This is a genomic window from Variovorax sp. GW821-FHT09D05 (genome assembly GCF_059416325.1).
In genome coordinates, this window is the sequence record NZ_JBWKOZ010000006.1 from 485266 (window position 1) to 508933 (window position 23668).

Genomic DNA, 23668 nt, shown 5'->3' on the forward strand with positions numbered 1-23668 from the left:
GATTTTTCAGGCCTTTTTCAATCGCTCGATAACTTTTTCGCGGGAAAAAATTTCGAGCACTGAATCGAGGGACGGTGTCTGCGATGTCCCCATCACAAGCACTCGTACTGGCATCGCTAACACCGGCATTTTCAATGCATGTGTCGCGAGAACTTCTTTGATGATAACTGCGATCGAGGCCTTATCCCAGGCAGCCGTCGTCAATTTTTCTGCGAGCGTTGCGATCGCTGGCTTCACTGCATCAGTGATGTGCTGCGCGCGATCGGCATCGCTCACGTTGATGTCCGCATAGAACGCCGCAGCCCAGTCGGCCAATGCCACTGTGGTGTCGCAACGGTCCTTGAACAGCGCGCAGATCGCGGGCAAACGTTCGTCGGCCGTGATGCCACGCTTTTGCAACTGTGCTGCAACAAGCGGTGCGAGTTCGTCGCCGCTCTTCGCCTTGATGTACTGCGCGTTGACCCATGCGAGCTTGGCTGCATCCCACTGCGCGGGGCTCTTCGACAGGTGCGAACCGTCGAACCAACTCACCATCTGTTCGCGCGTGAAGAGTTCGTCGTCGCCGTGGCTCCAGCCGAGGCGCGCGAGGTAGTTGAGCATCGCTTCGGGCAGGTAGCCGTTGTCTTCGTAGGCAGTGACGCTCACGGCGCCGCGGCGCTTCGACAGCTTCTGCCCGTCGTCGCCGAGGATCACGGGCACATGGCCGAACTCGGGCAACGGTGCGCCGAGCGCGCGGAAGATGTTGATCTGCCACGGCGTGTTGTTGATGTGCTCGTCGCCACGGAACACGTGCGTGATGTTCATGTCCCAGTCGTCGACTACCACCGCGAAGTTGTAGGTGGGCACACCGTCAGGCCGCAGGATGATGAGGTCGTCGATCTCGCGGTTGTTGATGGTGATCTCGCCCTTGACGAGGTCGTTCCACGTCACGTCGCCTTCGGGCGGATTGCAGAAGCGCACAACAGGCGGCACGCCTTCGGGCACGGGCGGTAGCACCTTGCCCGGCTCGGGGCGCCAGCGGCGGTCGTACAGCGTCTTTTCGCCGCGTGCGCGTTGCGCCTCGCGCATCTCGTCGAGTTCGGCCGGCGTGCAGTAGCAGTGGTAGGCCGTGCCAGCCGCAAGCATCTGCGCGATCACTTCGCGATACCGCTCCAGGCGCTGCATCTGGTAGATCGGGCCTTCGTCGTAATCGAGGCCCAGCCAGTGCATCGACGCGAGGATCTGGTCGGTCGAGTCCTGCGTGGAACGGGCCACGTCGGTGTCTTCGATGCGCAGCACGAACTCGCCGCCGTGGTGGCGCGCATAAGCCCACGAATAGAGCGCAGTGCGGGCCGTGCCCAGGTGAAGAAAGCCGGTGGGAGACGGTGCGATGCGGGTGCGAACTTTGCCGGTCATGAATCAATCAGGTTGTCAGGGTGCTCAGGCCGCGCTGCAGGTCGGCCGTGATGTCGTCGATGTACTCGAGGCCGACCGCGAGGCGGATCAGCCCCTGGCTGATGCCTGCGGCCTGGCGCTGCACTTCGGTGAGGCGCCCATGCGAGGTCGTACCGGGGTGCGTGATGATGGTCTTGGTGTCGCCAAGGTTGGTCGCGATGCTGACCACGCGCGTGCTGTTGATCACGTGGAAGGCATTGGCGCGCGCCGTCTCGGGGTCGTTGCCGACCACGTCGAAGGACACGACCGCCCCGCCCTTCCCCGCCTGCTGGCGCATCGCCAGTTCATGCTGCGGATGCGAAGCGAGCCCCGGGTAATAGACGCGTGCGATGCCCGGCTGCGCTTCGAGCCATTTCGCAACGGCCAGTGCGTTCGCACATTGCGCCTGCATGCGGATGCCCAGCGTTTCCATGCCCTTGAGCACGACCCACGCATTGAACGGCGACAGCGCCATGCCGGCGGTGCGCACCACGGGGCCGAACACGTCGACGATGAGCTTCGATGGCCCGCAGATCGCGCCAGCCATCACTCGGCCCTGGCCGTCGAGGTACTTGGTGCCCGAATGGATGATGAGATCGGCGCCCAGTTCGGTGGGGCGCTGCAGCGCCGGCGTGCAGAAGCAGTTGTCTACGGCCAGGAGCGCGCCCGCGCCGTGCGCGAGATCGGCGAGCGCCCGGATGTCGCACACCTCGGTCAGCGGATTCGTCGGGGTTTCGGCGAACAGCAGCTTGGTGTTGGGCTTCAGCGCCGCGCGCCATTCCGCCACGTCGGTCTGCGAGACGAAAGTGGTTTCCACACCGAACTTGGCGAACTCCTTGCCGAACAGGTTCAGCGTGGAGCCGAACACCGAGCGCGAGCAGATCACATGGTCGCCGGCCTTCAGTAGGCCCATGCACATCATGAGAATCGCGCCCATGCCCGTCGATGCGCCGATGGCGGCCTCGGTGCCTTCGAGCGCCGCGAGGCGCTGCTCGAAGCTCGCCACCGTCGGGTTGGACGTGCGCGAATAGGTGAAGCCCGCTTCAGTGCCCGCAAAGCGGCGCGCCGAAGTTTCGGCATCAGGCTGCACGAAGCCGCTTGTCAGGAACAGCGCCTCGGAGTGCTCGCCGTGCTGGCTCGGCGCCAGCCCGGTGCGCAGCGCGAGCGTGTCGCGATGCAGTCCGGGCGGCAGGGTTCGTTCGTCGGTCACTTCTTTGGCTCTCACTCGCTGTGGTTGGGGAGTGCGAGACGCGAAGAGTCTTCTTCGGTCTCTTCGACGCGGGGACGGTTGCCGTTCATGCGCGAGATGGCGTCGGTGTCGATGTCGCCGGTCACGTACACGCCATCGAAGCACGAGGCGTCGAAGCCGTCGAGCTTGGGGTTGAGCGAGCCAATGGCGCGCTTCATGGCGTCGACGTCCTGGTAGATCAGCGCGTCGCAGCCGATCAGTTCGCGGATTTCTTCAATGGTGCGGTCGTGCGCCACCAGTTCGTCCTTGGTCGGCATGTCGATGCCGTAGACGTTGGGGTAGCGCACCGGCGGCGCGGCGCTGGCCAGGTAGACCTTGCGGGCGCCGGCATCGCGCGCCATCTGCACGATTTCGCGGCTGGTGGTGCCGCGCACGATCGAGTCGTCGACCAGCAGCACGTTGCGGCCCTTGAACTCGCTGGCGATCACGTTGAGCTTCTGGCGCACCGACTTCTTGCGCACGCCCTGCCCCGGCATGATGAAAGTGCGGCCGACGTAGCGGTTCTTCACGAAGCCTTCGCGGTACGGCACGCCCAGCAGGTGCGCGAGCTGCGTGGCGCTCGGCCGGCTCGATTCGGGAATCGGGATGATCACATCGATCTGGTTCGGCGGCACGGTCGACACCACGCGCTTGGCCAGCGTCTCGCCGAGGTTCAGACGCGCCTGGTAGACCGAGATGCCGTCGAGCACCGAGTCCGGACGCGCGAGGTACACGAATTCGAAGATGCAGGGGTTCAGCGTCGGCGCTTCGGCGCACTGCATCGAATGCACGTTGCCTTCGAGGTCGATGAACACAGCCTCGCCCGGGTTGATGTTGCGCTCGAACACATGGCCCGAACCTTCCAGCGCGACCGATTCGCTCGCTACCATCACTGTGCCGTCGGCGCTGCGGCCCATGCACAGCGGGCGAATGCCGTACGGGTCGCGGAAAGCGAGCAGGCCGTGGCCGGCAATCAGCGACACCACGGCGTACGAGCCGCGCAGGCGCTTGTGCATGTTCTTGACCGCGGCGAACACTTCGGCCGGATGCAGCGGCACGCCGCGCGAAGAGCGCTCGAGTTCATGCGCCAGCACGTTGAGCAGCACTTCGGAGTCGCTCTCGGTGTTGGTGTGGCGGTGGTCGGTGGAGAACAGCTCCGAACGCAGCGCATGCGCGTTGGTCAGGTTGCCGTTGTGCACAAGCACGATGCCGAACGGCGCGTTCACGTAGAAGGGCTGGGCCTCTTCCTCGCTGTACGCATTGCCGGCGGTCGGGTAGCGCACCTGGCCCAGGCCCACATTGCCCGGCAGCGCACGCATGTTGCGCGTGCGGAACACGTCGCGGACCATGCCCTTGGCCTTGTGCATGAAGAACTTGCGTTCGAGCAAGGTCACGATGCCAGCGGCATCCTGGCCGCGATGCTGCAGGAGCAGCAGCGCGTCATAGAGCAGCTGATTGACGGGTGCGCTGCTGACAACGCCGACGATTCCACACATGAACGATTCCTCTCAGGGCAGGTAGCTTGCCAACTTTTCAGGCAGCGAGGGTTTGAGGCCCTGCAATGCCGCATCGAGAACAATGGCGCTGCGCGACTCGTGCCACCAGGCACTGTCGCTCAACACCAGCAAATGAACAACGACGGCCAGCACGAGCAGGGCCACCGCACCCCGCGCCGCTCCGAACGCTGCTCCCAAAATCCGGTCCACCGGCCGCAGACCCACGACCGTGATCAACTTGCGCGTGAGCGCGGCCACCAGGCCCACGCCAAACACCACCGCCACGAACACCAGCACGAAGGCCAGCGGATAGCGCCACGCCCCCTGCGGATCGCCGAACGGCAGCCATGCCGCCACACCGGAAGCCAGCCACTGGGCTGCAATGAAGGCTGCCACCCAGCCGATCAGCGAAATCACTTCGAACACCAGCCCGCGCATCAGGCCGAACAGCATCGACACCCCGATGAGCGCGACGGCGATCCAGTCGAGCAAGGCCACGGCAACAGCTGGCGACGGCTCTTACAACGTGAGGATCGCGGCCGACAAAGACAAGCCCTTGACCTTCTCCGCCGCGCGGTCGGCCTCGGCACGTGAACTGAAGGGGCCGACACGCACACGCGTGCGTTCGCCGTCGGCAGTCTTCGCCACGTGCACATAGGTCTTGAGGCCGGCTTTTTCGAGCTTCTGGCGCACTTCGCGCGCCTTGTCGGCATCGGCGAAGGCACCCACCTGCACCACGAAGCGGCCACCTTCATCGGAAGCGGCGGGCTTGGCAGCAGTGGTGACGGGCTTGCCTTCGAGCAACGCACGGGCTCGGGCGCCGTCGTCCGAGGCGGCCGACTTGGGCTTCGCTTCGGGCTTGGGGTCCGGCTTGGCTTCGGGCTTCGGCTTGGGCTCTGGTTTGGGTTCCGGCTTGTGTTCGGGCTTCGACTCCGGTTTGGGCTCGGGCTTGGGCTTCGGTTCAGGCTTGGGCTCGGCGGCCGCGACGGGCGGCGTGCTGGGCACGGGCTTGCCGGAGTCGATCACCGTGCCGTCGGCGGTCTCGGTGATCATGCCGCCGGACGAGGGCGATGCCGAGGCCACGCGCGAGCTGCTGTTGTCGGGTGCCGCCGGCGCAGTGCTCGTGGCGGGTACCGGCGTGGCGGGCACGGGCAGCGGCTTGACCTTGTTGCGGTCGGGAATCTCGATGGGAATGTCGACCGACACGGGCCGCGGCTGCGTATCGAACAGCAGCGGGAAACCGATCACGCCAAGCAGCACCAGCACCGCTGCACCGAGCAGCCGGTGGCGCGCACGCCGACGCATGGTTTCGACACTTTCCGCGGGGACAGCGGCCGGGGCGCTGCGTCCTTCGTTGCCTTGTGGGCCGCGCGTGCGGAACTTGAAAAACGCCATGAAGTTCGATCCCTGAAGGAGTGCAGCGAGGTGGTGCCAGATGGTATGGACAGCCCGACGATCAGCCGCCTGGCAGCAGGTGTTTGGCTTGCAGCCGGGGGGTGCCGTTTTCGAGCACGCCACCCACGGTGAAGAACGATCCGAAGACCACGATTCTATCAGCGGGCCCCGCCTGCTCGATGGCTGCGCGCAACGCTTCCATCGGGCCCGCGTACACGCTGCCCGAGGCATCGGCGCGCGTGTTCTGCGCCTGCCAGCTGGCCAGCAGGTCGGCCGCCTTGGCCGCGCGCGGGGTGGGCAGGTCGGTGAAGTACCAGCGGTCGATCAGCGGCCCGATGCGCGCGAGGATCGGTGCGAGATCCTTGTCGGCCATCACACCGAACACACCATGCGTGGTGGGGTAGAAGCCCATCGCATCGAGGTTCTCGGCCAGCGCGGCCACGGCATGGGCGTTGTGCGCCACGTCGAGCACCAGCGCCGGCTCGCCCGGCACGATCTGGAAGCGGCCCGGCAACTCGACCATCGCGAGCCCGTTGCGCACGGCCTGCGCCGTGATCGGCAGTTGCGGGCGCAGCGCTTCGAGCGCCGCAAGCACGCCGGCCGCATTGATGAGCTGGTTAGCCCCGCGCAACGCCGGATAGGCCAGCCCGCTGTAGCGCCGCCCACGGCCCGACCAGCCCCACTGCTGCTTGTCGCCCGACACGTTGAAGTCGGTTCCGAAGCGCCAGAGGTCGGCGCCGATGGCGTTGGCATGGTCGATCACGCTCTGCGGCGGCATCGGGTCGCTCACAATGGCGGGCTTGCCCGGGCGCAGGATGCCGGCCTTCTCGAAGCCGATGCTTTCGCGGTCGGGTCCGAGGTATTCCATGTGGTCGAGGTCGATGCTGGTGATGACCGCGCAATCGGTGTCGATGATGTTGACCGCGTCGAGCCGCCCGCCCAGGCCGACTTCGAGGATCGCCACGTCGGGCTTTTCCTCGATCATGCAATGCAGGATGCCGAGCGTGGTGAACTCGAAGTAGGTCAAGGGCATGTCGCCGCGCGCCTTTTCCACCACTTCGAAGCTTGCTATCAGTTTGGAAGCATCGACGGCTTCGCCCTTGAGCCGCAGCCGCTCTTCGAAGCGCACCAGGTGCGGCGAGGTGAACACCGCCGTGCGGTAGCCCGCATGCGTGAGGATCGATTCGAGCATGGCGCAGGTCGAGCCCTTGCCGTTGGTGCCCGCCACCGTGATGACGGGGCAGCCGAAGCGCAGGCCGAGGCGCTGCGCCATTTCTTTGGCGCGCTCGAGCCCGAGTTCGATGTTCTTGGGATGGAGTTGCTCGGCGCGCGCGAGCCAGTCGTTAAGGGTTTCCATGGAGGCCGGCATTGTCGCCGACCCGCCGCTCGGGGCATCATCGCGGCCATGACAACCCTATACGGCATCCCGAACTGCGACACCGTCAAGCGCGCCCGCGCCTGGCTCGATGAACATGGCGTGGCCTACACCTTCCACGACTTCAAGAAACAGGGCGTGCCCGAAGCCGAGCTCGACCAGTGGCTGAAGAAGCCCGGCTGGGAGGCCCTGGTCAACCGCAAGGGCACCACCTGGCGCAAGCTGGACGACGCCACCCGAGAAGGCGTGGTCGACGCCGGTTCGGCCCGCGCGGTGCTGCTGGCCAACCCCAGCCTGATCAAGCGGCCGGTGGTCAACTGGGGCCCGAAAAAGCCCGTTACGACAGGGTTCGACGCCGAATCCTGGGCTGTCAACGCCGTGTAAACCCCGGAACCCGACCCAAGGCCCGGCGTCAAACCGCGATCTGCAGGAGAGACACACCATGAACAAACTCGTTTTTCGCACCCTCGCCGGCATTTCCGTGGCCGGCACGCTGGCCGCGGGCACCGGCCTCGTGCACGCCCAGCAGAACCAGGTGGTCCAGGCCCGGGTGATTTCCGCCACCCCGATCCGCGAAACGACCGGCAGCGACGTGAACTACAACGTCACCTACGAGTACAACGGGCGTCAGTACACCACCCGCATGAACAGCCAGCCCGGCGCGACCATTCCGATCCAGGCCAGCGGCTACGGCGTGACGACCTCGCCGGTGGCGCCGCAGTCGCAGGTGCAGACCTATCCGGTCGAGGCCAACAACGGCGGCTACGCCCCGCAGTCCGGAGGCTCTCCCTGGGACAACGTAGTGCCCGAACCGGGCGTAGTGGTCTCCAACGCCCCCGCCCCGGTCTACCAGCCGGCGCCGGTATATGCCGACCCGGTCTACGTGCAGCCGGCCTATGCGTACCCCTATGCCTATCCTTACGTCTACCCGCCGGTCGGCATCTCGCTGAACCTCGGCTATTCGCGCGGCTGGGGCGGCGGCTACCGTGGCGGCTGGGGTGGCGGATACCGCGGCTGGCACCGCTGAGCCACCGGCCGGCGGCCCAAGCTGCCTGAGCCCCTAAAATCGAGGACTTTTCCAACCCTTGACGGGTGCGCCGCTGGTGCGGTGCGTCCTCGATTTGCCGACCGCCCAGGCGCCGGCGCCACCCAATGACGACGACTACCGACACTCTGAACAGCGCCGCAGTGGCCACCAAGGCCAATGTGTACTTCGACGGCAAATGCGTGAGCCACAGCCTCACGCTCGCGGACGGCACGAAGAAATCGGTCGGCGTGATCCTGCCGTCCACCCTCACCTTCAACACCGGCGCCCCCGAGATCATGGAAGGCACCGCCGGCAGCTGCGAATACCTGCTGTCGGGCACCAGCGAATGGGTGGCCTCGGGCCCCGGCCAGAAGTTCAGCGTGCCGGGCAACTCCACTTTCCAGATCCGCGTGAGCGGCGAGCCCTACAGCTACATCTGCCACTTCGGCTGAACCGCGAACCCGGGAAACCTGACATGTCGACCATCCTCCAAAACGTTCCCGCCGGCCAGAAGGTCGGCATTGCCTTCTCGGGCGGCCTGGACACCAGCGCGGCGCTCCACTGGATGCGCAACAAGGGCGCGATCCCCTACGCCTACACCGCCAACCTCGGCCAGCCCGACGAGCCCGACTACGACGAGATCCCGCGCAAGGCGATGCTCTACGGCGCCGAAAATGCCCGCCTGATCGACTGCCGCGTGCAGCTGGCCAACGAAGGCATCGCCGCCCTGCAGGCCGGCGCCTTCCACGTGACCACCGCCGGCGTCACCTACTTCAACACCACGCCGCTGGGCCGCGCCGTCACCGGCACCATGCTGGTGTCGGCCATGAAGGAAGACGACGTCCACATCTGGGGCGACGGCAGCACCTACAAGGGCAACGACATCGAGCGCTTCTACCGCTACGGCCTGCTGACCAACCCCAACCTCAAGATCTACAAGCCCTGGCTCGACCAGGTCTTCATCGACGAGCTGGGCGGCCGCGCCGAAATGTCGGCGTTCATGCAGAAGGCCGGCTTCGCCTACAAGATGTCGGCCGAAAAGGCCTACTCGACCGACTCGAACATGCTCGGCGCCACGCACGAGGCCAAAGACCTCGAGCACCTGAACAGCGGCATCCAGATCGTGCAGCCCATCATGGGCGTGGCCTTCTGGAAGGACGAAGTCGAAGTCAAGCGCGAAACCGTCTCGGTGCGCTTCGAAGAAGGCGTGCCCGTTGCGCTGAACGGCGTTCGCTACGCCAACCTGGTCGACCTGATCCTCGAAGCCAACCGCATCGGCGGCCGCCACGGGCTGGGCATGAGCGACCAGATCGAGAACCGCATCATCGAGGCCAAGAGCCGCGGCATCTACGAGGCTCCGGGCCTCGCGCTGCTGTTCATCGCCTACGAGCGCCTCGTGACCGGCATCCACAACGAAGACACCATCGAGCAGTACCGCGACAACGGCCGCCGCCTCGGCCGCCTGCTGTACCAGGGCCGCTGGTTCGACCCTCAGGCCATCATGCTGCGCGAAACGGCTCAACGCTGGGTGGCACGCGCCATCACCGGCGAAGTGACGGTCGAGCTGCGCCGTGGCAACGACTACTCGATCCTGAACACCGAATCGGCCAACCTGACGTACAAGCCCGAGCGCCTGAGCATGGAAAAGGTCGAGGGCGCGTTCACGCCGCTGGACCGCATCGGCCAACTCACGATGCGCAACCTCGACATCGTCGACACGCGCGAGAAGCTCGCGATCTACACCCGGGTCGGCCTGCTATCGTCGGGCGAAGGCGCTTCGCTGCCGAAGCTGGCCAACGACGGCGACGCAAGCTGATCGCCGCTCTCTGCCTCCCGCGAGGCAGAAACGACAACGGGCCCCTCGGGGCCCGTTTTTCATTGGTGCGCTGCGAGGGTCAGTCCCCACCGCCTCCGCCGCAGCCGCCTCCACACCCGCCACCGCCGTCAGACGAGCCGCCCCCATCGCCGGAGCCACCGTCACCGCCACCACTCGACGACTCGCTGCCGCCGAACCCGCCGGCATCACCCGCGCTTCCACCATCCGACGAAGACGATTCCCCGAAGCTGGTGCCGCACTGGGCGTCCGAGCCGATGTACCGCTCGACCGCCCGGCAGTCGGGCACATAGTGAAAGCCGCCGTCGATCGCGAACTTGACGTCCAGCGCAAACAGCAGCGGCAGGCGCGCCGGCTTGCGCGGATCGATGCTTTCTTCCTTGCAGGCCCAGTACCAGGTGCGACGCAGGCCGTCGTTGCGCCGGGCATCCTTGCCCAGTACCTCAGCCGGGCTGTGGTGCAGCATGCCGCCGAAGGCCGCCTTGCACCAGCTCTGGTAGCCCTGCGTGTGCAGGATGAACTCGTGCCAGGCCGTGTCGACCACCTTCGAAGGCATCGCCACGAACTTGCGCTCGCTGCGCAGGTGCGCCATGAAGAACTGGCGCAGGCCGCGCAGCACCAGTTCGGCATCGCGCCGGCTGAGCTGCGGATGCGCCTCGCACAGCTTGCCGACAATGAATGGCGGCAGCCGCGCTTCGCGGATGAACTGGCGCCGCAAGCTGGTTTCGAGGAACTTGAGCACCGCCGAAAACAGCAGCGCCACCACAATCACGGCCACCACCGAGCCCCAGCGGCGCGAGCCCAGAAACAACGCGAGCAGCGCAATGAGCGGCACCGCCCGTCGGGCCCATAGCAGCGCGCCGATGCGGCGGCGGAAATTCAAGTGCAGGAAGTCGAGATCCATGCCGTCAGACCACCACCGGCTCCGGCTCCAGCCGGATGCCGAAGCGCTCGTACACGCTGGTCTGGATGGCCTTGGCCAGGGTCATCACCTCACCGCCGGTCACCGGGTTCTCGCGGCCGCCGCGGTTGACCAGCACCAGCGCCTGCCGCTCGTAAACGCCGGCATTGCCCACCGACTTGCCCTTCCAGCCGCAGGCATCGATGAGCCAGCCGGCTGCCAGCTTGATGCTGCCGTCGTCCATCGGGTAGTGAACGATCTTGGGGTCGCGCGCGATGATGTCCGCGCATTGCTCGGGCGTGACGGTCGGGTTCTTGAAGAAACTGCCGGCGTTGCCCAGCACGCGCCAGTCGGGCAGCTTCGCGCGGCGAATAGCGCAGATCCAGTCGAAGACGTCCTGTGCGCTCGGCGTGAAGTTGCCGGTTTCTTCCATCTTGCGTTCGAGGTCGAGGTAGCCGACCACGGCCTTCCAGGGCTTGGGCAGGCGAAAGCGCACCCGGGTGATCACCGCCCTGCCCGCCAGGCCGAAGTCGTTCGGGCCGCTGCGCACGTGCTTGAACACCGAATCGCGATAGCCGAAGGCGCATTGGGCGGCGTCGAGCGTGAAGCTGCGGCCGGTTTCCAGGTCGAAGGCGTCGAGCGAATCGAAGCGGTCTTGCAACTCGACCCCGTAGGCGCCGATGTTCTGCACCGGCGAGCCGCCCACCGTGCCCGGAATGAGAGCCAGGTTTTCCAGCCCCGGGTAACCGTTGCGCACCATCCACTCGACGGCGTCGTGCCAGATCTCGCCGGCACCGGCCTCGACGATCCAGGCGCGCGGCGTTTCTTCCACCAGCCGCAGGCCCTTGATCTCGATCTTCAGCACCAGCGGCTTGACGTCGCCCGTGAGCACGATGTTGCTGCCGCCGCCCAGCACGAACCGGGGCGCGTCGCGCCATGCCGGATCGGCGCGCAGCGCGACCAGGTCGGCCTCGCCCGCAATGCGCGCCAGATGCTGCGCACGCGCGACGATGCCGAAGCTGTTGTAGGGCTGCAGCGGGACGTTGGACTCCACGATCATGGGAGAATTGTCGCATCCAGCACCAGTGAATTCAGGAGAGAGTCCATGCCGTCCTTCGATACCGTCTGCGAGCCCAACCTGCCCGAGGTGAAGAACGCGGTCGAGAACACCGCCAAGGAAATCGGAACGCGCTTCGATTTCAAGGGCACGGCCGCCGCCGTCGAGCTCAAGGACAAGGAGATCACCATGATCGGCGACGCCGAGTTCCAGCTCGTGCAGGTGGAAGACATCCTGCGCAGCAAGCTCACCAAGCGCAGCGTCGACGTGCGTTTCCTCGACAAGGGCGACGTCCAGAAGATGGGCGGCGACAAGGTCAAGCAGGTCATCAAGGTCAAGAGCGGCATCGAAAGCGAGCAGGCCAAGAAGATCACCCGCATCGTCAAGGACAGCAAGCTCAAGGTGCAGGCAGCCATCCAGGGCGACGCGGTGCGCATCACCGGCGCCAAGCGCGACGATCTGCAAGCCGCCATGGCACTCATCAAGAAGGACGTGCCGGACATGCCGCTCACGTTCAACAACTTCCGCGACTGAGCGGCTCCCTTCATGAAAGCCCTTGTCGTCGCAGCGCAGCTGCTGGCTGCCGCTGCAGTGGCGCATGCCGCCGGCTCGGTCACCCTGACCGGCAGCATCGGCAGCCGCGCGATCCTGATCGTGAACGGCAACCCGCCCAAGACCGTGGCGGTCGGCGAGAGCTACCAGGGCGTGAAACTGCTCTCGCTGCAGGCCGAACAGGCCGTGGTCGAACTCGACGGCAAGCGCGTCAGCCTGCGCATGGACACGCCGGTCAGCATCGGCGGCGGTGGCAGCTCAGGCGGGGGCGGAAACCGTGTCGTGCTGTCGGCCGACAGCCGCGGGCATTTCATGACGCAAGGCGCCATCAACGGCCGGCCGGTCACGTTCATGCTCGACACGGGTGCGACGTCCATCGCGCTCTCGGCCGACGACGCCCAGCGCATCGGGCTCGACTACAGCAAGGGCCAGCGCGTCATGATGAACACCGCCAACGGCACGACTTCGGGCTACAAGCTGCGGCTGCAGTCGGTGCGCGTGGGCGACGTCGAGGTCTACGACATCGACGCCATCGTCTCGCCGCAGGCCATGCCCTTCGTGCTGCTGGGCAACAGCTTCATCAATCGCTTCTCGATGCGGCGCGACGCGGACCAGATGGTCCTCGAAAAACGCTATTGATTGAGCGTCAGGCCTGCGCGGCCGTCACCACGATCTCGATCTTGTAGGCCGCATTGGCCATCTTGGCCTGCACGGTGGCGCGCGGCGGCGTGTTGCCGGCCGGAATCCAGGCGTCCCACACCTCGTTCATCGCCGTGATGTCGGTGATGTCCGCCAGGAAGATCTGCGTCATGAGAATGCGCGACTTGTCGCTGCCGGCCTCGGCCAGCAGGCGATCGACCATGCCCAGCACCTGCGTGGTCTGGCCGCGGATGTCCTGCGAGGTGTCGTCGGGCACCTGGCCCGCGAGGTAGATGGTGCCGTTGTGCACGGCCGTCTCCGAGAGACGGGGGCCGACGTGGAAGCGGGTGATGGAGGCCATGGTGTTCTTTCTTCAGTCCTGTTTCTTCTTGGAGCCGAGCTTCGACTCCGTGCCGGCCGCGAGCCGGCGGATGTTTTCGCGGTGCCGCCAGATCAGCAGCAGGCTCATGACGATGAGCGCGATCAGCACTGTGCGGTCGAGCGGCCACGCGATGCCGCCGCCGATCAGATAGTAGGCCGGTGCGAAGAAGGCCGCCACCAGCGACGACAGCGACGAGTAGCGGAAGAAGACGGCGATGATCAGCCAGGTGGCGCCGGTGGCCAGCCCCAGCCAGGGCGCGACGCCCACCAGCACGCCTGCCGCCGTAGCCACGCCCTTGCCGCCCTGGAAGCCGAAGAACACCGGATACAGGTGGCCAAGAAACGCTGCCAGGCCGGCCAGGGCAGCAACGCCCTCCCCTAGCCCCCACTGCGCGCCGAACCGGTGAATCAGGAACACCGGCACCCAGCCCTTGATAGCGTCGAGCAGCAGCGTGGCCAGCGCCGCACCTTTATTACCCGAGCGCAGCACATTGGTGGCGCCGGGATTCTTGCTGCCGTAGCTGCGCGGATCGGCCATGCCGAGCGCCTTGCTCACGATGACCGCGAAGGACAGCGAGCCGATCAGGTACGACGCCACGATGGCGATGAGGGAAGGCAAGTTGAAACTCAAGACGGCACTCCGCGGGGGATGGTTGTTGTTCTATTCGGCGACGAGCGCCTGGGGCGGCGATTGGATCACAACATACTGCTTGCGAAACTCGAAGCCGCGGTCGGGCCACTGTGTCACATAGGCGCGCAGGGCCTCGGCGCCGGCGGACCAGTCCTCGCCGTTGACGCGGCAGTCGGCCTGCACCTGGCCCTCGGCGTCGCGCACGGCATAGAGGCGCACGGCGTGGAGACTGTCCGATTCGATCTGCGGCTTGAAGGCGTCCCAGGTATTGGTGAACAGGCAGCAGGGGCAGAACGGGTGCTCTTCCTCAACCTCGGCCGCCGGCAGCGCCGCCCGGTGCGCCACGGGGCCGAACAGCACGCGCCGCTGCCGCCCCTCCTTCCAGCTCATGTCCATCGACGTGCAGTGGGCGAGTTCACCGCCCAGCGCATCCTGGAACACAACCAGATCGACCTGCGCCCACAGGTCGAACCCGCGGGTCAGGGCCTGCTCGGTGGTTTCGCCGCCCGAATGCTGGTACTCGAAGACGCCCTGCGGCAAGAGTCCGGCATGGGCCACCTCGATGGTGCTGGAGGTGCGCACGCTGCCGTCCTCGGCGCGCGAGTAGCTCAGGATCTGCGGCAGCAGCCAGAGTCCGTCGGACAGCGTGACCCAGCCATCGCGTGCGAGCGCGGCGGCCTGGCCGCGCGCCAGCAGTGCGTCGCGCAGCAACGCCGACAGGTCGAGCGATTCGGTCCATTCGCGCTCGTCGTTGCGAAAGGCAAGTGCGAACGCCGTGCCCTGGCCCGGGTTGCCAGCGGCTCGCAGGGGAAAGAAGTCGGAAGACGAGGATGTCGCCATGGCGCCGGCTATTCTGCCAGCGCACATTGCACGGGCTTCGCGCCCAGCAACCCCACGCACACCTGCGGATCGATGCCGATCAGGTAGCCGCGGCGCCCGCCGTTGAGCACGATCCTCGGCAGTTCGAGGATGGTCGATTCCACATACACCGGCATCTCGCGCCGCGTGCCGAACGGCGAAGTACCGCCCACCATGTACCCGCTGTGCCGCTGCGCCACCTCGGGCTTGCAGGGCTCGACCGACTTGGCGCCGATCTGCCGCGCGAGGTTCTTGGTCGACACCGTGCGGTTGCCGTGCATCAGCACGATCAGCGGCTTGGCGTCCTGGTCTTGCATGACCAGCGTCTTGATGACGGTGAACGGGTCGAGCCCGAGCATCTCGGCGCCGCGCTGCGCACCGCCGTGCTCGACGTACTCGTAGGGGTGCTCGGTGAAGGAGATCTTGTGCGCACGCAGCAGCTGGGTGGCGGGCGTCTCGGAGGTGTGAGTGCTTTTCTTGGCCATCTCGGTGGCAACTGCGGGTTCAGGATCGCTTCAGAAAACCTGGTGTTCCACGGCAAAAAATCTGCCGTACTACATTGAATTCCATTCCAGCCATGCAGCATACGCCAGCCCCGGTGGCCACGGCTTCGTTCTACCTCGGGCTGGTGCTGGCCGTGGTGGCGATGCACGCGGCGGTGCTCTGGCTGCTGCTGGTCGCCACGCAGCCGCACGGCCGCGAGACCGCCCCGGTGAAGCGAATGGTCATGGAGGTGGTGCAGGTCGAAGCCCCAGTGAAGGCCGTGCCTCCCGCACCGCGGGAAGCGGCGCCGCAAACCACGACTGCGACCACACGCGCGACAACCACGCGCATGCCCCGAACTGCTCGCGGCAAGGCGATCACCGTCCCCGCTACGCCAGTCACACAGCCGCCGCAAGCCACGACAACCCCCGCGCCGCTGATCCTTCATTCGGAAAGCACCCGCCGCGCCCTGCGCGACATCGGCCGCGAGCGCTCATTCGCGGAACGCGCCGGCCAGAACCTCAACGGCACCCCGCGCTCAGCCTTTGATTCCAGGTTGAGCGCAGGCGTCGCAAGCGCTGCACACGGCGACTGCATGAAGGGCCAGTTCAAAGGCGGCAACATGGGCCTGCTGAGCCTGCCAGCCCTCGCCCTGGCCGCCGCCCAGGGCGAATGTGGCCGTTGAATTACGCAGCAGGGTCGCGAATCTCCCAGCGGATCTTGTCGATCTCCGCCAGGATTTCCGCCGACAACGTGGTGCCGTACACGTCCAGGTCTTCTTCCAGCTGCGCCACCGAGGTCACGCCGATGATCGTGCTCGCCACCTGCCACTTCGTGTAGCAGAAGGCCAGCGCCAGCTGCGTCGGCGTCAGGCCGTTGTCGCGGGCCAGCTGGTTGTAGCGCTTGGCCGCGCGCAGCGAATCGGGGCGGCCCCAACGCTGCTTGCGCACCGATTCATAGCTCGAAATCCGCGCGCCCTTCGGCGCATCCGGCCCTTCGATGCCGCTCTGGTCGTACTTGCCCGTCAGCAGGCCGAAGGCCAGCGGCGAATACGCCAGCAGCGACACGCCCAGCCGGTGCATCGTCTCGTCCAGCCCGTTCTCGTAGCCGCGGCTGATGAGGCTGTACACGTTCTGCACCGTCGCCACGCGCGGCAGCCCGTGCTGCTCGGCCAGCCGCACGAACTCGTGCACGCCGTACGGCGTTTCGTTCGACAGGCCGATGGCGCGCACCTTGCCCGCCTTCACCAGCTTGCCCAGCGCTTCGAGCTGCTCGTGGATCGGCGTCTTCGAGGTTTCCTTCGCCGGGTCGTAATACATGTTGCCGAACAGCGGCACGTGGCGCTCCGGCCAGTGGATCTGGTAGAGGTCGATGACGTCCGTGCGCAGCCGCTTCAGGCTGGCGTTGCACGAGGCTTCGATGTCGGCTGCCGTCATGCCGCTGCCTTCGCGCACCCAGGGCATGCCGCGCGACGGGCCGGCCACCTTGGTCGCGACCACCAGCTTCTCGCGCGCACCGGGGTTGGCGGCAAACCAGTTGCCGATGATGGTCTCGGTGACGCTGTAGGTTTCCTTGCGCGTGGGCACCGAGTACATCTCGGCGGTGTCGATGAAGTCGACGCCGCGCTCGAGCGAGCGGCTCAGGATGGCGTGGGAGGTGGGCTCGTCGACCTGTTCGCCGAAGGTCATCGTGCCAAGGCAGATCGGGGTGACGTGCAGGTCGCTTTGACCGAGTTGGATCTTTTTCATGCGCGGGATGCTACCGCCCCGCCCCACAGCCTGCTGGCCGCCCCATCAAAACCCGAGCGTTCCGCCCCCGCCCGCTGTCCTGTGCCGGACTGCGTCAGCACAAAGGCCTCTTTATCATCGACGCCCATGTACCAAGCCCTCCGCCCCTCCCGCAGCGAATTCGTGCCCGTGCGCAACCTCAGCTACCACGTGCGCCTCTGGGGCCAGCCCTCCGACGAGCGCCCGCCGCTCGTGCTGGTGCATGGCTGGATGGACGTGGCCGCATCGTGGCAGTTCGTGGTCGATGCGATGGAGGAAGACCGCTTCATCATCGCCCCCGACTGGCGCGGCTTCGGCCTGACCGATGGCGGCGGCGTCGACAACTACTGGCTCGCCGACTACCTGGCAGACCTCGAGTGGCTGCTCGACCACTACGCAGGCGAAGACGACAGTGCCCGGCAGGTCGACCTCGTCGGCCACAGCATGGGCGGCAACGTCGTCATGCACTACGCCGGCGTGCGGCCCCAGCGCATCCGCCGCCTCGTCAATCTCGAAGGCTTCGGCATGCCCGCGCGCAAGCCCGATGAAGCGCCCGCGCGCTACGGCCAGTGGATCGACGAGCTCAAGCGCCTGCATCGCGGCGAGATGGCGCTGGCTGGCTATTCGGCCGTGGACGGCGTGGCGCGCCGCCTCATGAAGACCAACCCGCGCCTCACGCCCGACAAGGCCAACTGGCTGGCCAGCCACTGGTCGGTGAACCACGCCCAGCCCGACGGCAGCGAACGCTGGCAGATCCTCGGCGAGGCGGCGCACAAGATCGTCAACGCGCACATCTTCCGCGTCGACGAAACGCTGGCGCTCTACGCGCGCATCACCGCGCCGTTGCTGATGGTCGAGGCATCCGACGACAGCCTGCAAGGCTGGTGGAAGAACCGCTACACGCTCGACGAATTCCACGAGCGCCTGAAGTCAGTTGCCAACACTCGCATCGAGCGCCTCGAAGACGCCGGTCACATGCTGCACCACGACCAGCCGCAGCGCGTGGCGCGGATGATCGAGGAATTCCTCGCGAACTGAGCCGCCTCAGGCGCGGCGCGATTCGCTGTCCAGGCTCGCCATCTGCGCCGCCGCATAGCGGTCGCCGGCCGCGGCACCCTTCGGCACCGCGCGCTCGATGGCCGCGAAGTCGTCGGCCGCCAGCTTCACGTTCAGCGCGCCCAGCGCTTCTTCCAGCCGCGTGCGCTGCCGCGCGCCGATCAGCGGCACGATGTCGTCGCCCTGCGCCGCCACCCATGCAATGGCAATCTGCGCGACGGTCACGCCCCTGGCCTCGGCGATCTTGCGCAGCGCATCGACCAGCGCGAGGTTGCGGTCCACGTTCTCGCCCTGGAAGCGCGGGCTGTGCGCCCGGAAATCCTTCTCGCCCGCCGCATCCTTCTTCCAGTGCCCGCTGATCAGGCCGCGCGAGAGCACGCCGTACGCGGTGATGCCGATGCCCAGCTCGCGGCAGGTCGCGAGGATGTCGTCCTCGATGCCGCGCGAGATCAGCGAATACTCGATCTGCAGGTCGCAGATCGGGTGCACGACCGCCGCCTTGCGGATGGTCTGCGAGCCGACTTCCGACAGGCCGATGTGGCGCACGTAGCCCGCCTTCACCAAGTCGGCGATGGCGCCGATGGTGTCCTCGATGGGCACGTTCGGGTCGAGCCGCGCCGGGCGATAGATGTCGATGTGGTCCACGCCCAGGCGCTGCAGCGAGTAGGTGGCGAAATTCTTCACCGCCGCGGGCCGCGCGTCGTAGCCGACCCAGCCGCCGGCCGGGTCGCGCATGGCGCCGAACTTCACGCTGACCAGTGCAGCATCGCGCTGCGAGCCTTTGAGACCCTTCAGCGCTTCACCGATCAGCATTTCGTTGTGGCCGCTGCCGTAGAAGTCGCCGGTGTCTAGCAGCGTGATGCCCGCGTCCATCGCGGCGTGGATGGTGGCGATGCTCTCCGCGCGGTCCGAAGGGCCGTACATGCCCGACATGCCCATGCAGCCGAGGCCGAAGGCGGAGACCTTGGGGCCGCTCATGGCCTTGGTGCCGAGTTGAAGTGTGTTCATTGCAGTGTCCTTTCTGACTTTCTGACTGTGGCCGGTCGCGATTGCGAACGCCATGGCGCTAGTCTGGAAGGAATCGGCCCGTTCGATAATCCGTCCGGCAGCGCACGGGTTGTGCAGAAAAACGCACAATCCCGCCATGACCGATCCCGATCTTTCCGATCTCGGCGCCTTCGTTGCCGTGACCCGGGCGCGCGGCTTTCGCGGCGCCGCCACGCTGCGCGGCGTATCGCCCTCCTCGCTCAGCGAAGCCATGCGGCGGCTCGAAGCGCAGCTTGGCGTGCGCCTGCTGAACCGCACGACGCGCAGCGTCACACCCACCGAAGCCGGTCAGCGACTGCTGGACCGCATCTCGCCCGCGCTCGACGACATCGCGGGCGCGCTCGACACGCTCAACAGCTTTCGCGACAGCCCCACCGGCACGCTGCGGCTGAACGTGCCGACGATCGTGACGCAGCGCGTGCTGCCGCCGCTGGCCAGCCGCTTCCTGGCGGAGCACCCGGGCATCACGCTGGAGATCACGACCAACGACACCTTCATCGACGTGCTCGCCGCGGGCTTCGACGCCGGCATCCGCTACGACGAGAGCATTGCGCGCGACATGATCGCCGTGCCTCTGGGCCCTCGCACGCAGCGCTTCGTGGCCGCGGCGTCGCCTGCCTACCTGGCGAAGCACGGAACGCCCAGGCACCCGACCGACCTGCTGCAGCACGCCTGCATCGCCCACCGTTTCCCGAGCGGCGTGCTCGCCACCTGGGGCTTCGTGCGCAAGGGCAAGGCCGTCAAGATCACGCCGGCAGGGCCGCTGATCGCGTCGATGCTCGACCTCGAACTGCACGCCGCCGAGTCGGGCCTGGGCCTGATCTACACCTTCGACGAATACCTGCGGCCCTCCATCGACCGCGGCACGCTGGTGCCCGTGCTCGAAGACTGGTGGCAGAGTTTTTCGGGGCCGTTCCTGTACTACCCGAGCCGCACGCACATGCCTGCGCCGCTGCGCGCGTTCGTCGACTTCCTGAAGAACGAAAGCCAGCCCGCCTGATATTCGACAAGCGGATATCGAAGCGCACGAATCTTCGTTCGCACCGCAGGCACCGCGACCTAGAGTGCGCAGCTCCCTCTTGCCTCCCGGAGTTGCCTGTCATGCGCTTTTCTTCGCGCGCGCCCTCGCTGGCGCGCTGGTCCGCTCCACTGCTCGGCGGCCTTGCCCTGAGCCTGCTTCTTCAGGTTTCCGCCCACGCCGCCGACCTGCGCGTGGGCTTCATGCCCGGCCCGTACCGCGATGCCTTCACGAACGGCATCGAGCCCCAGCTGAAGAAGCTCGGCTACACCGTCAAGTACGTCGAGTTCAGCCAGGGCGTGCAGCCCAACGACGCAGTCGAGCGCGGGCAGATCGACGCCAACATCTTCCAGCACACGCTGTACCTCAACGCCACCAACAAGCAGCAGGGCTTCGACCTCGTGCCGGTGGTGCATGTGCCGACGCCGCCGATGGGCCTCTACTCGCAGCGCCACAAGTCGCTCGACACGGTGCCCGACGGCGCCACGGTCACGCTGCCTTCTGACCCGGTGAACGCGGCGCGCGCGCTCAACATCCTCGCGGCCGTCGGCTGGGTCACGCTCAAGTCGGGCGTGAGCCCGCTGGCTGTGTCGGAGCGCGACATCGCCACCAACCCGAAGCGCCTGAAGCTGGTGCCGCTCGAAGCCGCGCAGGCCCCGCGCTCGCTGGCCGATGCCGACATCGCGGCCGTGCAGGGCAACTTCGCGGTGGCCTCGGGCCTGAAGCTCACCGATGCGCTCAAGCTCGAGAACATGACGCTGCCCTACGTGAACGTGGTGGCCGTCAAGCGCAGCAACGAGCAAGCCCAGTTCGCGAAAGACATTGCGGCGGCCTACCAGTCGGCCGAGTTCCAGCGCTTCTTCAGGGCCAACCCGACATGGGCCGGCTACCGGCTGCCCGACTACTTCTCCCAATGAGCCTTTCGACCAGCCCCAAGCCCCGGCAACTGCACCTCAACGTCAACATCCTGCATTCGGGCTTCGTGCCCTCGGCATGGCGCCTGCCGAAGAGCGATCCGTGGGCCTTTGCCGACATCCGGCACTACATCCGCACGGCGCAGATCGCCGAGGCGGCCAAGCTCGATGCGGTGTTTCTCGCGGACAACGCGGCCATCGTCGACCAGATCAACTTCCGCCCGATCACCGCGCTGGAGCCCACGGTGCTGCTGGCCTGCGTGGCCGCCGCCACCACGCACATCGGCCTGATCGCCACTGCCTCGACGAGCTACAACGAGCCCTACAACATCGCCCGCCGCTTCGCCACGCTCGACCATGTGAGCGGCGGCCGCGCGGGCTGGAACGTGGTGACCACGGCCGACCTGCCCTCAGCACGCAACTTCGGCCTCGACGCCACGCCCGACCATGCGAAGCGCTACGCACGCGCCTCGGAGTTCACCGACATCGTGAAGGCGCTGTGGGACAGCTGGGAGGACGACGCCTTCATCGGCGACAAGGCCACCGGCAGCTTCATCGACACGGCCAAAGTGCACGCCATTGCGCATCGCGGCGAGCACTTCGCGGTGCAGGGGCCGCTGAACCTGCCGCGTCCGCCGCAAGGGCACCCGGTGCTGGTGCAGGCCGGAGCATCTGCCGACGGGCGCGAGCTGGCGTCGCGCCATGCGGAGGCGGTGTTCTCGGCCTCTCAGTCGTTCGAGGAATCGCTGGCCTACGCGCGCGCGCTGAAGACACGCGCCGCCGAACTGGGCCGCGGCCCCAACGCAGTGAAGGTGCTCGCGGGCCTGACCACCATCGTCGGCAGTACCGAGGCCGAAGCCCGCCGCCGGCGCGACGAGCTGGTCGACCTGATTCCGTGGGACTACAGCCTGACGCGCATCGCCGGCACGCTGGGCATCACGCCCGACCGCCTGAAGCTTGACGAGCGCCTGCCTGAAGACCTTCCGTTGCCAGGCAATGGCAACGGCAACCACACCTTCTTCAATGCAGTGGTCGCGGCGGGCCGCACGCACGGCTACACGGTGCGGCAGTTGATTCGCGAACTGGCGGGCGGCGGTGGACACCGCGTGATCGTGGGCACGCCGGAGCAGATCGCGGACGACATCGAGCGCTGGTTCAGGGCCGGTGCGGCCGATGGGTTCAACCTGATGCCCGATGCGCTGCCGCATGGGCTGCAGGATTTTGTCGACGGCGTGGTGCCGATCCTGCAGAAGCGCGGGATCTTCCGCACCGAGTACGAAGGCCGCACGCTGCGCGACCATCTGGGGCTGGCGCGGCCCGCCGGTCGAACGGCGCAACAGCGGCTGGCGGCCTGAGACCGGCCGCGCCCTTCACTCTTCGTCGGCGTCGTTACCCGTAAGGGACAGCACTTCTTCGACGAAAGCTTCGAACAGCGGCAGCGCGGCAGGCAAGCCGTCGAGCGACTCAGCCTCGCCCGCATCGAAGAAATGCGGCTTGCCGGCCGGAATGGCAGCCCACTCGCCAGCCTCCAGCAGCAGCCCCAGGTAGCCGTCGGCAGTCGGCACGTAGAACAGCCCCGCGCTGTCGAGCACGCGTTGCCCCTTCTTCTTGCCACGCCCCCAACTCACGCCCTGCCCGGCCAGGTGTTCGGTGATCCAGCCGTCGCACACATGTGTGTCGCGCCAGCTTCCCTGAGCATCGAATACGGCCAGAACGGGCATGGGAGTCCTTTTCTTGCGGGAAGAGTTATTGCAGGAAGCTGGGCTTGGCGTAGCCCTGGAACTTGCTGTCGACCACGGCCTTGAACTCCTTCGAGCGGTAGGCATCGGCGATGTCCTTGGCCCACTGGGTGTTCTTGTCGGCGGTCTTCACGGCGACCACATTCAGGTAGTAGTCGGGCGTTTTCTCGAGCACCACGGCCTCGGTGAGCTTCAGGCCCGACGAGATCGCGAAGTTGCCGTTGACGATGGCGTACTCGGTGTCGCCCAGCGAGCGCGGCAGCTGCGCAGCTTCGAGCGGAATGAACTTCAGCTTCTTCGGGTTCTCGGCCACGTCCTTTTCGGACGCGCGCAGCGGATCGATGCCGGTCTTGATCGTGATCAGCTTGTTCTGCTCCAGCAGCACCAGCGCGCGGGCCAGGTTGCTCGGATCGTTCGGCAGCGTCACGCGGTCGCCTTCCTTCACGTCGGCCAGCGTCTTGCGCTTGGTCGAATACACGCCCATAGGGGCGATCGGGCCTTGCACCAGTTCGGAGAGGTCGAGCTTCTGGTCGGCCGCGAACTTCTTCAGATAGACCTGATGCTGGAAGAAATTGGCGTCGAGCGAGCCCTGGGCCAGCGCCAGGTTGGGCTGCACGTAGTCGTTGAACTCGACCAGCTTCACCTTGTAGCCCTTCTTTTCGAGGATGGGCACGATGCCGGCCTTGAGCTGGTCGGCGTTGGAGCCGGCGGTGCCGCCGATCACGAGGTTCTTCTTGGCGGGGTCTTGCGCGTGGGCCTGCAGCGAGAGGCCGCCGAACGAGACGGCAGCCAGGGACAGGGCGAGAACGGAGCGGCGCAGGAATGCGGTTTTCATGAGATAGGGAAAGCAGGGAAGAA

At 66.5% G+C, this 23668-nt stretch carries 27 protein-coding genes; 11 read left to right on the forward strand and 16 right to left on the reverse strand.

Features of this window, described 5'->3' with window-relative positions; genetic code table 11:
* Positions 1 to 6: 6 nt before the first annotated feature.
* The 6 genes from gltX to folC form a co-directional block, all read right to left on the reverse strand.
* Positions 7 to 1395, reverse strand: a complete 1389-nt coding sequence (gltX, locus tag AC07O3_RS19225; protein WP_495340053.1) for a glutamate--tRNA ligase — start codon at positions 1393 to 1395, stop codon at positions 7 to 9.
* 7 nt (positions 1396 to 1402) lie between these two features.
* Positions 1403 to 2623, reverse strand: a complete 1221-nt coding sequence (locus AC07O3_RS19230; protein WP_093176888.1) for an O-succinylhomoserine sulfhydrylase — start codon at positions 2621 to 2623, stop codon at positions 1403 to 1405.
* A gap of 11 nt (positions 2624 to 2634) precedes the next feature.
* The gene (gene purF, locus AC07O3_RS19235) at positions 2635 to 4137 is read right to left on the reverse strand and encodes an amidophosphoribosyltransferase (RefSeq protein WP_093051681.1); all 1503 of its coding nucleotides are present in this window, start codon (positions 4135 to 4137) and stop codon (positions 2635 to 2637) included.
* Between the two features lie 12 nt (positions 4138 to 4149).
* Positions 4150 to 4635, reverse strand: coding sequence for a CvpA family protein (locus AC07O3_RS19240; protein WP_093051684.1), 486 nt, complete (start codon positions 4633 to 4635; stop codon positions 4150 to 4152).
* 21 nt (positions 4636 to 4656) lie between these two features.
* Complete coding sequence (locus AC07O3_RS19245; protein ID WP_495340054.1) at positions 4657 to 5532, reverse strand: SPOR domain-containing protein; 876 nt, start codon at positions 5530 to 5532, stop codon at positions 4657 to 4659.
* A gap of 61 nt (positions 5533 to 5593) precedes the next feature.
* A complete protein-coding gene (gene folC / locus AC07O3_RS19250; RefSeq protein WP_495340055.1) occupies positions 5594 to 6901 on the reverse strand; it encodes a bifunctional tetrahydrofolate synthase/dihydrofolate synthase in 1308 nt (435 codons plus the stop codon).
* A 36-nt stretch (positions 6902 to 6937) separates the two neighbouring features.
* Here folC and AC07O3_RS19255 point away from each other — a divergent pair, with 36 nt between their 5' ends.
* The 4 genes from AC07O3_RS19255 (at position 6938) to argG (ending at position 9750) form a co-directional block, all read left to right on the forward strand.
* A complete protein-coding gene (locus tag AC07O3_RS19255) occupies positions 6938 to 7291 on the forward strand; it encodes an ArsC family reductase (RefSeq protein ID WP_097198633.1) in 354 nt (117 codons plus the stop codon).
* A 58-nt stretch (positions 7292 to 7349) separates the two neighbouring features.
* Positions 7350 to 7934, forward strand: coding sequence for a glycine zipper 2TM domain-containing protein (locus AC07O3_RS19260; RefSeq protein ID WP_495340056.1), 585 nt, complete (start codon positions 7350 to 7352; stop codon positions 7932 to 7934).
* Positions 7935 to 8059: 125 nt separating this feature from the next.
* The gene (ppnP, locus tag AC07O3_RS19265) at positions 8060 to 8386 is read left to right on the forward strand and encodes a pyrimidine/purine nucleoside phosphorylase (protein WP_093051699.1); all 327 of its coding nucleotides are present in this window, start codon (positions 8060 to 8062) and stop codon (positions 8384 to 8386) included.
* A gap of 23 nt (positions 8387 to 8409) precedes the next feature.
* Positions 8410 to 9750 (forward strand): argininosuccinate synthase, encoded by a 1341-nt coding sequence (gene argG / locus AC07O3_RS19270; protein ID WP_093051703.1) that lies wholly within the window; start codon positions 8410 to 8412, stop codon positions 9748 to 9750.
* A 79-nt stretch (positions 9751 to 9829) separates the two neighbouring features.
* Here argG and AC07O3_RS19275 read toward each other — a convergent pair whose 3' ends face one another.
* Entirely contained in the window at positions 9830 to 10672 is an 843-nt protein-coding gene (locus tag AC07O3_RS19275) for a glycine-rich domain-containing protein (RefSeq protein WP_495340057.1), read from the reverse strand.
* A gap of 4 nt (positions 10673 to 10676) precedes the next feature.
* The gene (gene murB / locus AC07O3_RS19280; RefSeq protein WP_093077901.1) at positions 10677 to 11729 is read right to left on the reverse strand and encodes a UDP-N-acetylmuramate dehydrogenase; all 1053 of its coding nucleotides are present in this window, start codon (positions 11727 to 11729) and stop codon (positions 10677 to 10679) included.
* Positions 11730 to 11774: 45 nt separating this feature from the next.
* On the opposite strand from murB, the gene AC07O3_RS19285 reads away from it, so the two are divergent.
* Together AC07O3_RS19285 and AC07O3_RS19290 are read left to right on the forward strand one after the other, a co-directional pair.
* Complete coding sequence (locus tag AC07O3_RS19285) at positions 11775 to 12260, forward strand: YajQ family cyclic di-GMP-binding protein (protein ID WP_093051716.1); 486 nt, start codon at positions 11775 to 11777, stop codon at positions 12258 to 12260.
* A 12-nt stretch (positions 12261 to 12272) separates the two neighbouring features.
* Positions 12273 to 12917 (forward strand): retropepsin-like aspartic protease family protein, encoded by a 645-nt coding sequence (locus AC07O3_RS19290; RefSeq protein WP_093051719.1) that lies wholly within the window; start codon positions 12273 to 12275, stop codon positions 12915 to 12917.
* Between the two features lie 7 nt (positions 12918 to 12924).
* Here AC07O3_RS19290 and AC07O3_RS19295 read toward each other — a convergent pair whose 3' ends face one another.
* The 4 genes from AC07O3_RS19295 to AC07O3_RS19310 are packed head-to-tail and all read right to left on the reverse strand — an operon-like array spanning position 12925 to position 15272.
* A complete protein-coding gene (locus AC07O3_RS19295; protein ID WP_093051722.1) occupies positions 12925 to 13278 on the reverse strand; it encodes a RidA family protein in 354 nt (117 codons plus the stop codon).
* A 12-nt stretch (positions 13279 to 13290) separates the two neighbouring features.
* Entirely contained in the window at positions 13291 to 13929 is a 639-nt protein-coding gene (plsY, locus tag AC07O3_RS19300; protein WP_093051725.1) for a glycerol-3-phosphate 1-O-acyltransferase PlsY, read from the reverse strand.
* 30 nt (positions 13930 to 13959) lie between these two features.
* Positions 13960 to 14769: a DUF6348 family protein gene (locus AC07O3_RS19305; RefSeq protein WP_093077902.1), complete on the reverse strand. Its 810-nt coding sequence runs from the start codon at positions 14767 to 14769 to the stop codon at positions 13960 to 13962.
* An 8-nt stretch (positions 14770 to 14777) separates the two neighbouring features.
* Positions 14778 to 15272: an aminoacyl-tRNA deacylase gene (locus tag AC07O3_RS19310; protein ID WP_093077904.1), complete on the reverse strand. Its 495-nt coding sequence runs from the start codon at positions 15270 to 15272 to the stop codon at positions 14778 to 14780.
* A 92-nt stretch (positions 15273 to 15364) separates the two neighbouring features.
* On the opposite strand from AC07O3_RS19310, the gene AC07O3_RS19315 reads away from it, so the two are divergent.
* The gene (locus tag AC07O3_RS19315) at positions 15365 to 15955 is read left to right on the forward strand and encodes a hypothetical protein (protein ID WP_093077905.1); all 591 of its coding nucleotides are present in this window, start codon (positions 15365 to 15367) and stop codon (positions 15953 to 15955) included.
* Between the two features lies 1 nt (position 15956).
* Here the strand turns inward: AC07O3_RS19315 and AC07O3_RS19320 are convergent, their stop codons facing one another.
* Positions 15957 to 17018 (reverse strand): aldo/keto reductase, encoded by a 1062-nt coding sequence (locus AC07O3_RS19320; RefSeq protein ID WP_093077907.1) that lies wholly within the window; start codon positions 17016 to 17018, stop codon positions 15957 to 15959.
* Between the two features lie 126 nt (positions 17019 to 17144).
* Between AC07O3_RS19320 and AC07O3_RS19325 the strand changes: the two genes are divergently transcribed.
* Complete coding sequence (locus AC07O3_RS19325) at positions 17145 to 18074, forward strand: alpha/beta fold hydrolase (RefSeq protein WP_495340058.1); 930 nt, start codon at positions 17145 to 17147, stop codon at positions 18072 to 18074.
* 6 nt (positions 18075 to 18080) lie between these two features.
* Here the strand turns inward: AC07O3_RS19325 and AC07O3_RS19330 are convergent, their stop codons facing one another.
* Positions 18081 to 19100 carry an aldo/keto reductase gene (locus tag AC07O3_RS19330; RefSeq protein ID WP_495340059.1) on the reverse strand — a complete coding sequence of 340 codons (1020 nt, stop codon included), beginning with the start codon at positions 19098 to 19100 and terminating at the stop codon, positions 18081 to 18083.
* A gap of 136 nt (positions 19101 to 19236) precedes the next feature.
* Here AC07O3_RS19330 and AC07O3_RS19335 point away from each other — a divergent pair, with 136 nt between their 5' ends.
* The 3 genes from AC07O3_RS19335 (at position 19237) to AC07O3_RS19345 (ending at position 22426) form a co-directional block, all read left to right on the forward strand.
* The gene (locus tag AC07O3_RS19335; protein ID WP_093077911.1) at positions 19237 to 20139 is read left to right on the forward strand and encodes a LysR family transcriptional regulator; all 903 of its coding nucleotides are present in this window, start codon (positions 19237 to 19239) and stop codon (positions 20137 to 20139) included.
* A 101-nt stretch (positions 20140 to 20240) separates the two neighbouring features.
* Positions 20241 to 21074 (forward strand): MetQ/NlpA family ABC transporter substrate-binding protein, encoded by an 834-nt coding sequence (locus AC07O3_RS19340; protein ID WP_495340060.1) that lies wholly within the window; start codon positions 20241 to 20243, stop codon positions 21072 to 21074.
* A complete protein-coding gene (locus AC07O3_RS19345) occupies positions 21071 to 22426 on the forward strand; it encodes an LLM class flavin-dependent oxidoreductase (RefSeq protein WP_495340061.1) in 1356 nt (451 codons plus the stop codon). The genes AC07O3_RS19340 and AC07O3_RS19345 overlap by 4 nt, the downstream gene beginning before the upstream one ends.
* A gap of 15 nt (positions 22427 to 22441) precedes the next feature.
* Here the strand turns inward: AC07O3_RS19345 and AC07O3_RS19350 are convergent, their stop codons facing one another.
* Both AC07O3_RS19350 and AC07O3_RS19355 read right to left on the reverse strand, forming a co-directional pair.
* Positions 22442 to 22792 carry a cupin domain-containing protein gene (locus AC07O3_RS19350; protein WP_093051753.1) on the reverse strand — a complete coding sequence of 117 codons (351 nt, stop codon included), beginning with the start codon at positions 22790 to 22792 and terminating at the stop codon, positions 22442 to 22444.
* Positions 22793 to 22817: 25 nt separating this feature from the next.
* Positions 22818 to 23645, reverse strand: coding sequence for a MetQ/NlpA family ABC transporter substrate-binding protein (locus tag AC07O3_RS19355; RefSeq protein WP_093051756.1), 828 nt, complete (start codon positions 23643 to 23645; stop codon positions 22818 to 22820).
* Between the last annotated feature and the right edge of the window lie 23 nt (positions 23646 to 23668).

What these genes read in the sequence shown, in the direction of transcription:
- gltX (WP_495340053.1), bottom strand. Translation starts at nt 1,395, where the DNA reads ATGACCGGCAAAGTTCGCACCCGCATCGCACCGTCTCCCACCGGCTTT.
- purF (WP_093051681.1), bottom strand. Translation starts at nt 4,137, where the DNA reads ATGTGTGGAATCGTCGGCGTTGTCAGCAGCGCACCCGTCAATCAGCTG.
- AC07O3_RS19245 (WP_495340054.1), bottom strand. Translation starts at nt 5,532, where the DNA reads ATGGCGTTTTTCAAGTTCCGCACGCGCGGCCCACAAGGCAACGAAGGA.
- folC (WP_495340055.1), bottom strand. Translation starts at nt 6,901, where the DNA reads ATGCCGGCCTCCATGGAAACCCTTAACGACTGGCTCGCGCGCGCCGAG.
- AC07O3_RS19255 (WP_097198633.1), top strand. Translation starts at nt 6,938, where the DNA reads ATGACAACCCTATACGGCATCCCGAACTGCGACACCGTCAAGCGCGCC.
- AC07O3_RS19260 (WP_495340056.1), top strand. Translation starts at nt 7,350, where the DNA reads ATGAACAAACTCGTTTTTCGCACCCTCGCCGGCATTTCCGTGGCCGGC.
- ppnP (WP_093051699.1), top strand. Translation starts at nt 8,060, where the DNA reads ATGACGACGACTACCGACACTCTGAACAGCGCCGCAGTGGCCACCAAG.
- argG (WP_093051703.1), top strand. Translation starts at nt 8,410, where the DNA reads ATGTCGACCATCCTCCAAAACGTTCCCGCCGGCCAGAAGGTCGGCATT.
- AC07O3_RS19275 (WP_495340057.1), bottom strand. Translation starts at nt 10,672, where the DNA reads ATGGATCTCGACTTCCTGCACTTGAATTTCCGCCGCCGCATCGGCGCG.
- murB (WP_093077901.1), bottom strand. Translation starts at nt 11,729, where the DNA reads ATGATCGTGGAGTCCAACGTCCCGCTGCAGCCCTACAACAGCTTCGGC.
- AC07O3_RS19285 (WP_093051716.1), top strand. Translation starts at nt 11,775, where the DNA reads ATGCCGTCCTTCGATACCGTCTGCGAGCCCAACCTGCCCGAGGTGAAG.
- AC07O3_RS19290 (WP_093051719.1), top strand. Translation starts at nt 12,273, where the DNA reads ATGAAAGCCCTTGTCGTCGCAGCGCAGCTGCTGGCTGCCGCTGCAGTG.
- AC07O3_RS19295 (WP_093051722.1), bottom strand. Translation starts at nt 13,278, where the DNA reads ATGGCCTCCATCACCCGCTTCCACGTCGGCCCCCGTCTCTCGGAGACG.
- AC07O3_RS19305 (WP_093077902.1), bottom strand. Translation starts at nt 14,769, where the DNA reads ATGGCGACATCCTCGTCTTCCGACTTCTTTCCCCTGCGAGCCGCTGGC.
- AC07O3_RS19310 (WP_093077904.1), bottom strand. Translation starts at nt 15,272, where the DNA reads ATGGCCAAGAAAAGCACTCACACCTCCGAGACGCCCGCCACCCAGCTG.
- AC07O3_RS19315 (WP_093077905.1), top strand. Translation starts at nt 15,365, where the DNA reads ATGCAGCATACGCCAGCCCCGGTGGCCACGGCTTCGTTCTACCTCGGG.
- AC07O3_RS19320 (WP_093077907.1), bottom strand. Translation starts at nt 17,018, where the DNA reads ATGAAAAAGATCCAACTCGGTCAAAGCGACCTGCACGTCACCCCGATC.
- AC07O3_RS19325 (WP_495340058.1), top strand. Translation starts at nt 17,145, where the DNA reads ATGTACCAAGCCCTCCGCCCCTCCCGCAGCGAATTCGTGCCCGTGCGC.
- AC07O3_RS19330 (WP_495340059.1), bottom strand. Translation starts at nt 19,100, where the DNA reads ATGAACACACTTCAACTCGGCACCAAGGCCATGAGCGGCCCCAAGGTC.
- AC07O3_RS19335 (WP_093077911.1), top strand. Translation starts at nt 19,237, where the DNA reads ATGACCGATCCCGATCTTTCCGATCTCGGCGCCTTCGTTGCCGTGACC.
- AC07O3_RS19340 (WP_495340060.1), top strand. Translation starts at nt 20,241, where the DNA reads ATGCGCTTTTCTTCGCGCGCGCCCTCGCTGGCGCGCTGGTCCGCTCCA.
- AC07O3_RS19345 (WP_495340061.1), top strand. Translation starts at nt 21,071, where the DNA reads ATGAGCCTTTCGACCAGCCCCAAGCCCCGGCAACTGCACCTCAACGTC.
- AC07O3_RS19350 (WP_093051753.1), bottom strand. Translation starts at nt 22,792, where the DNA reads ATGCCCGTTCTGGCCGTATTCGATGCTCAGGGAAGCTGGCGCGACACA.
- AC07O3_RS19355 (WP_093051756.1), bottom strand. Translation starts at nt 23,645, where the DNA reads ATGAAAACCGCATTCCTGCGCCGCTCCGTTCTCGCCCTGTCCCTGGCT.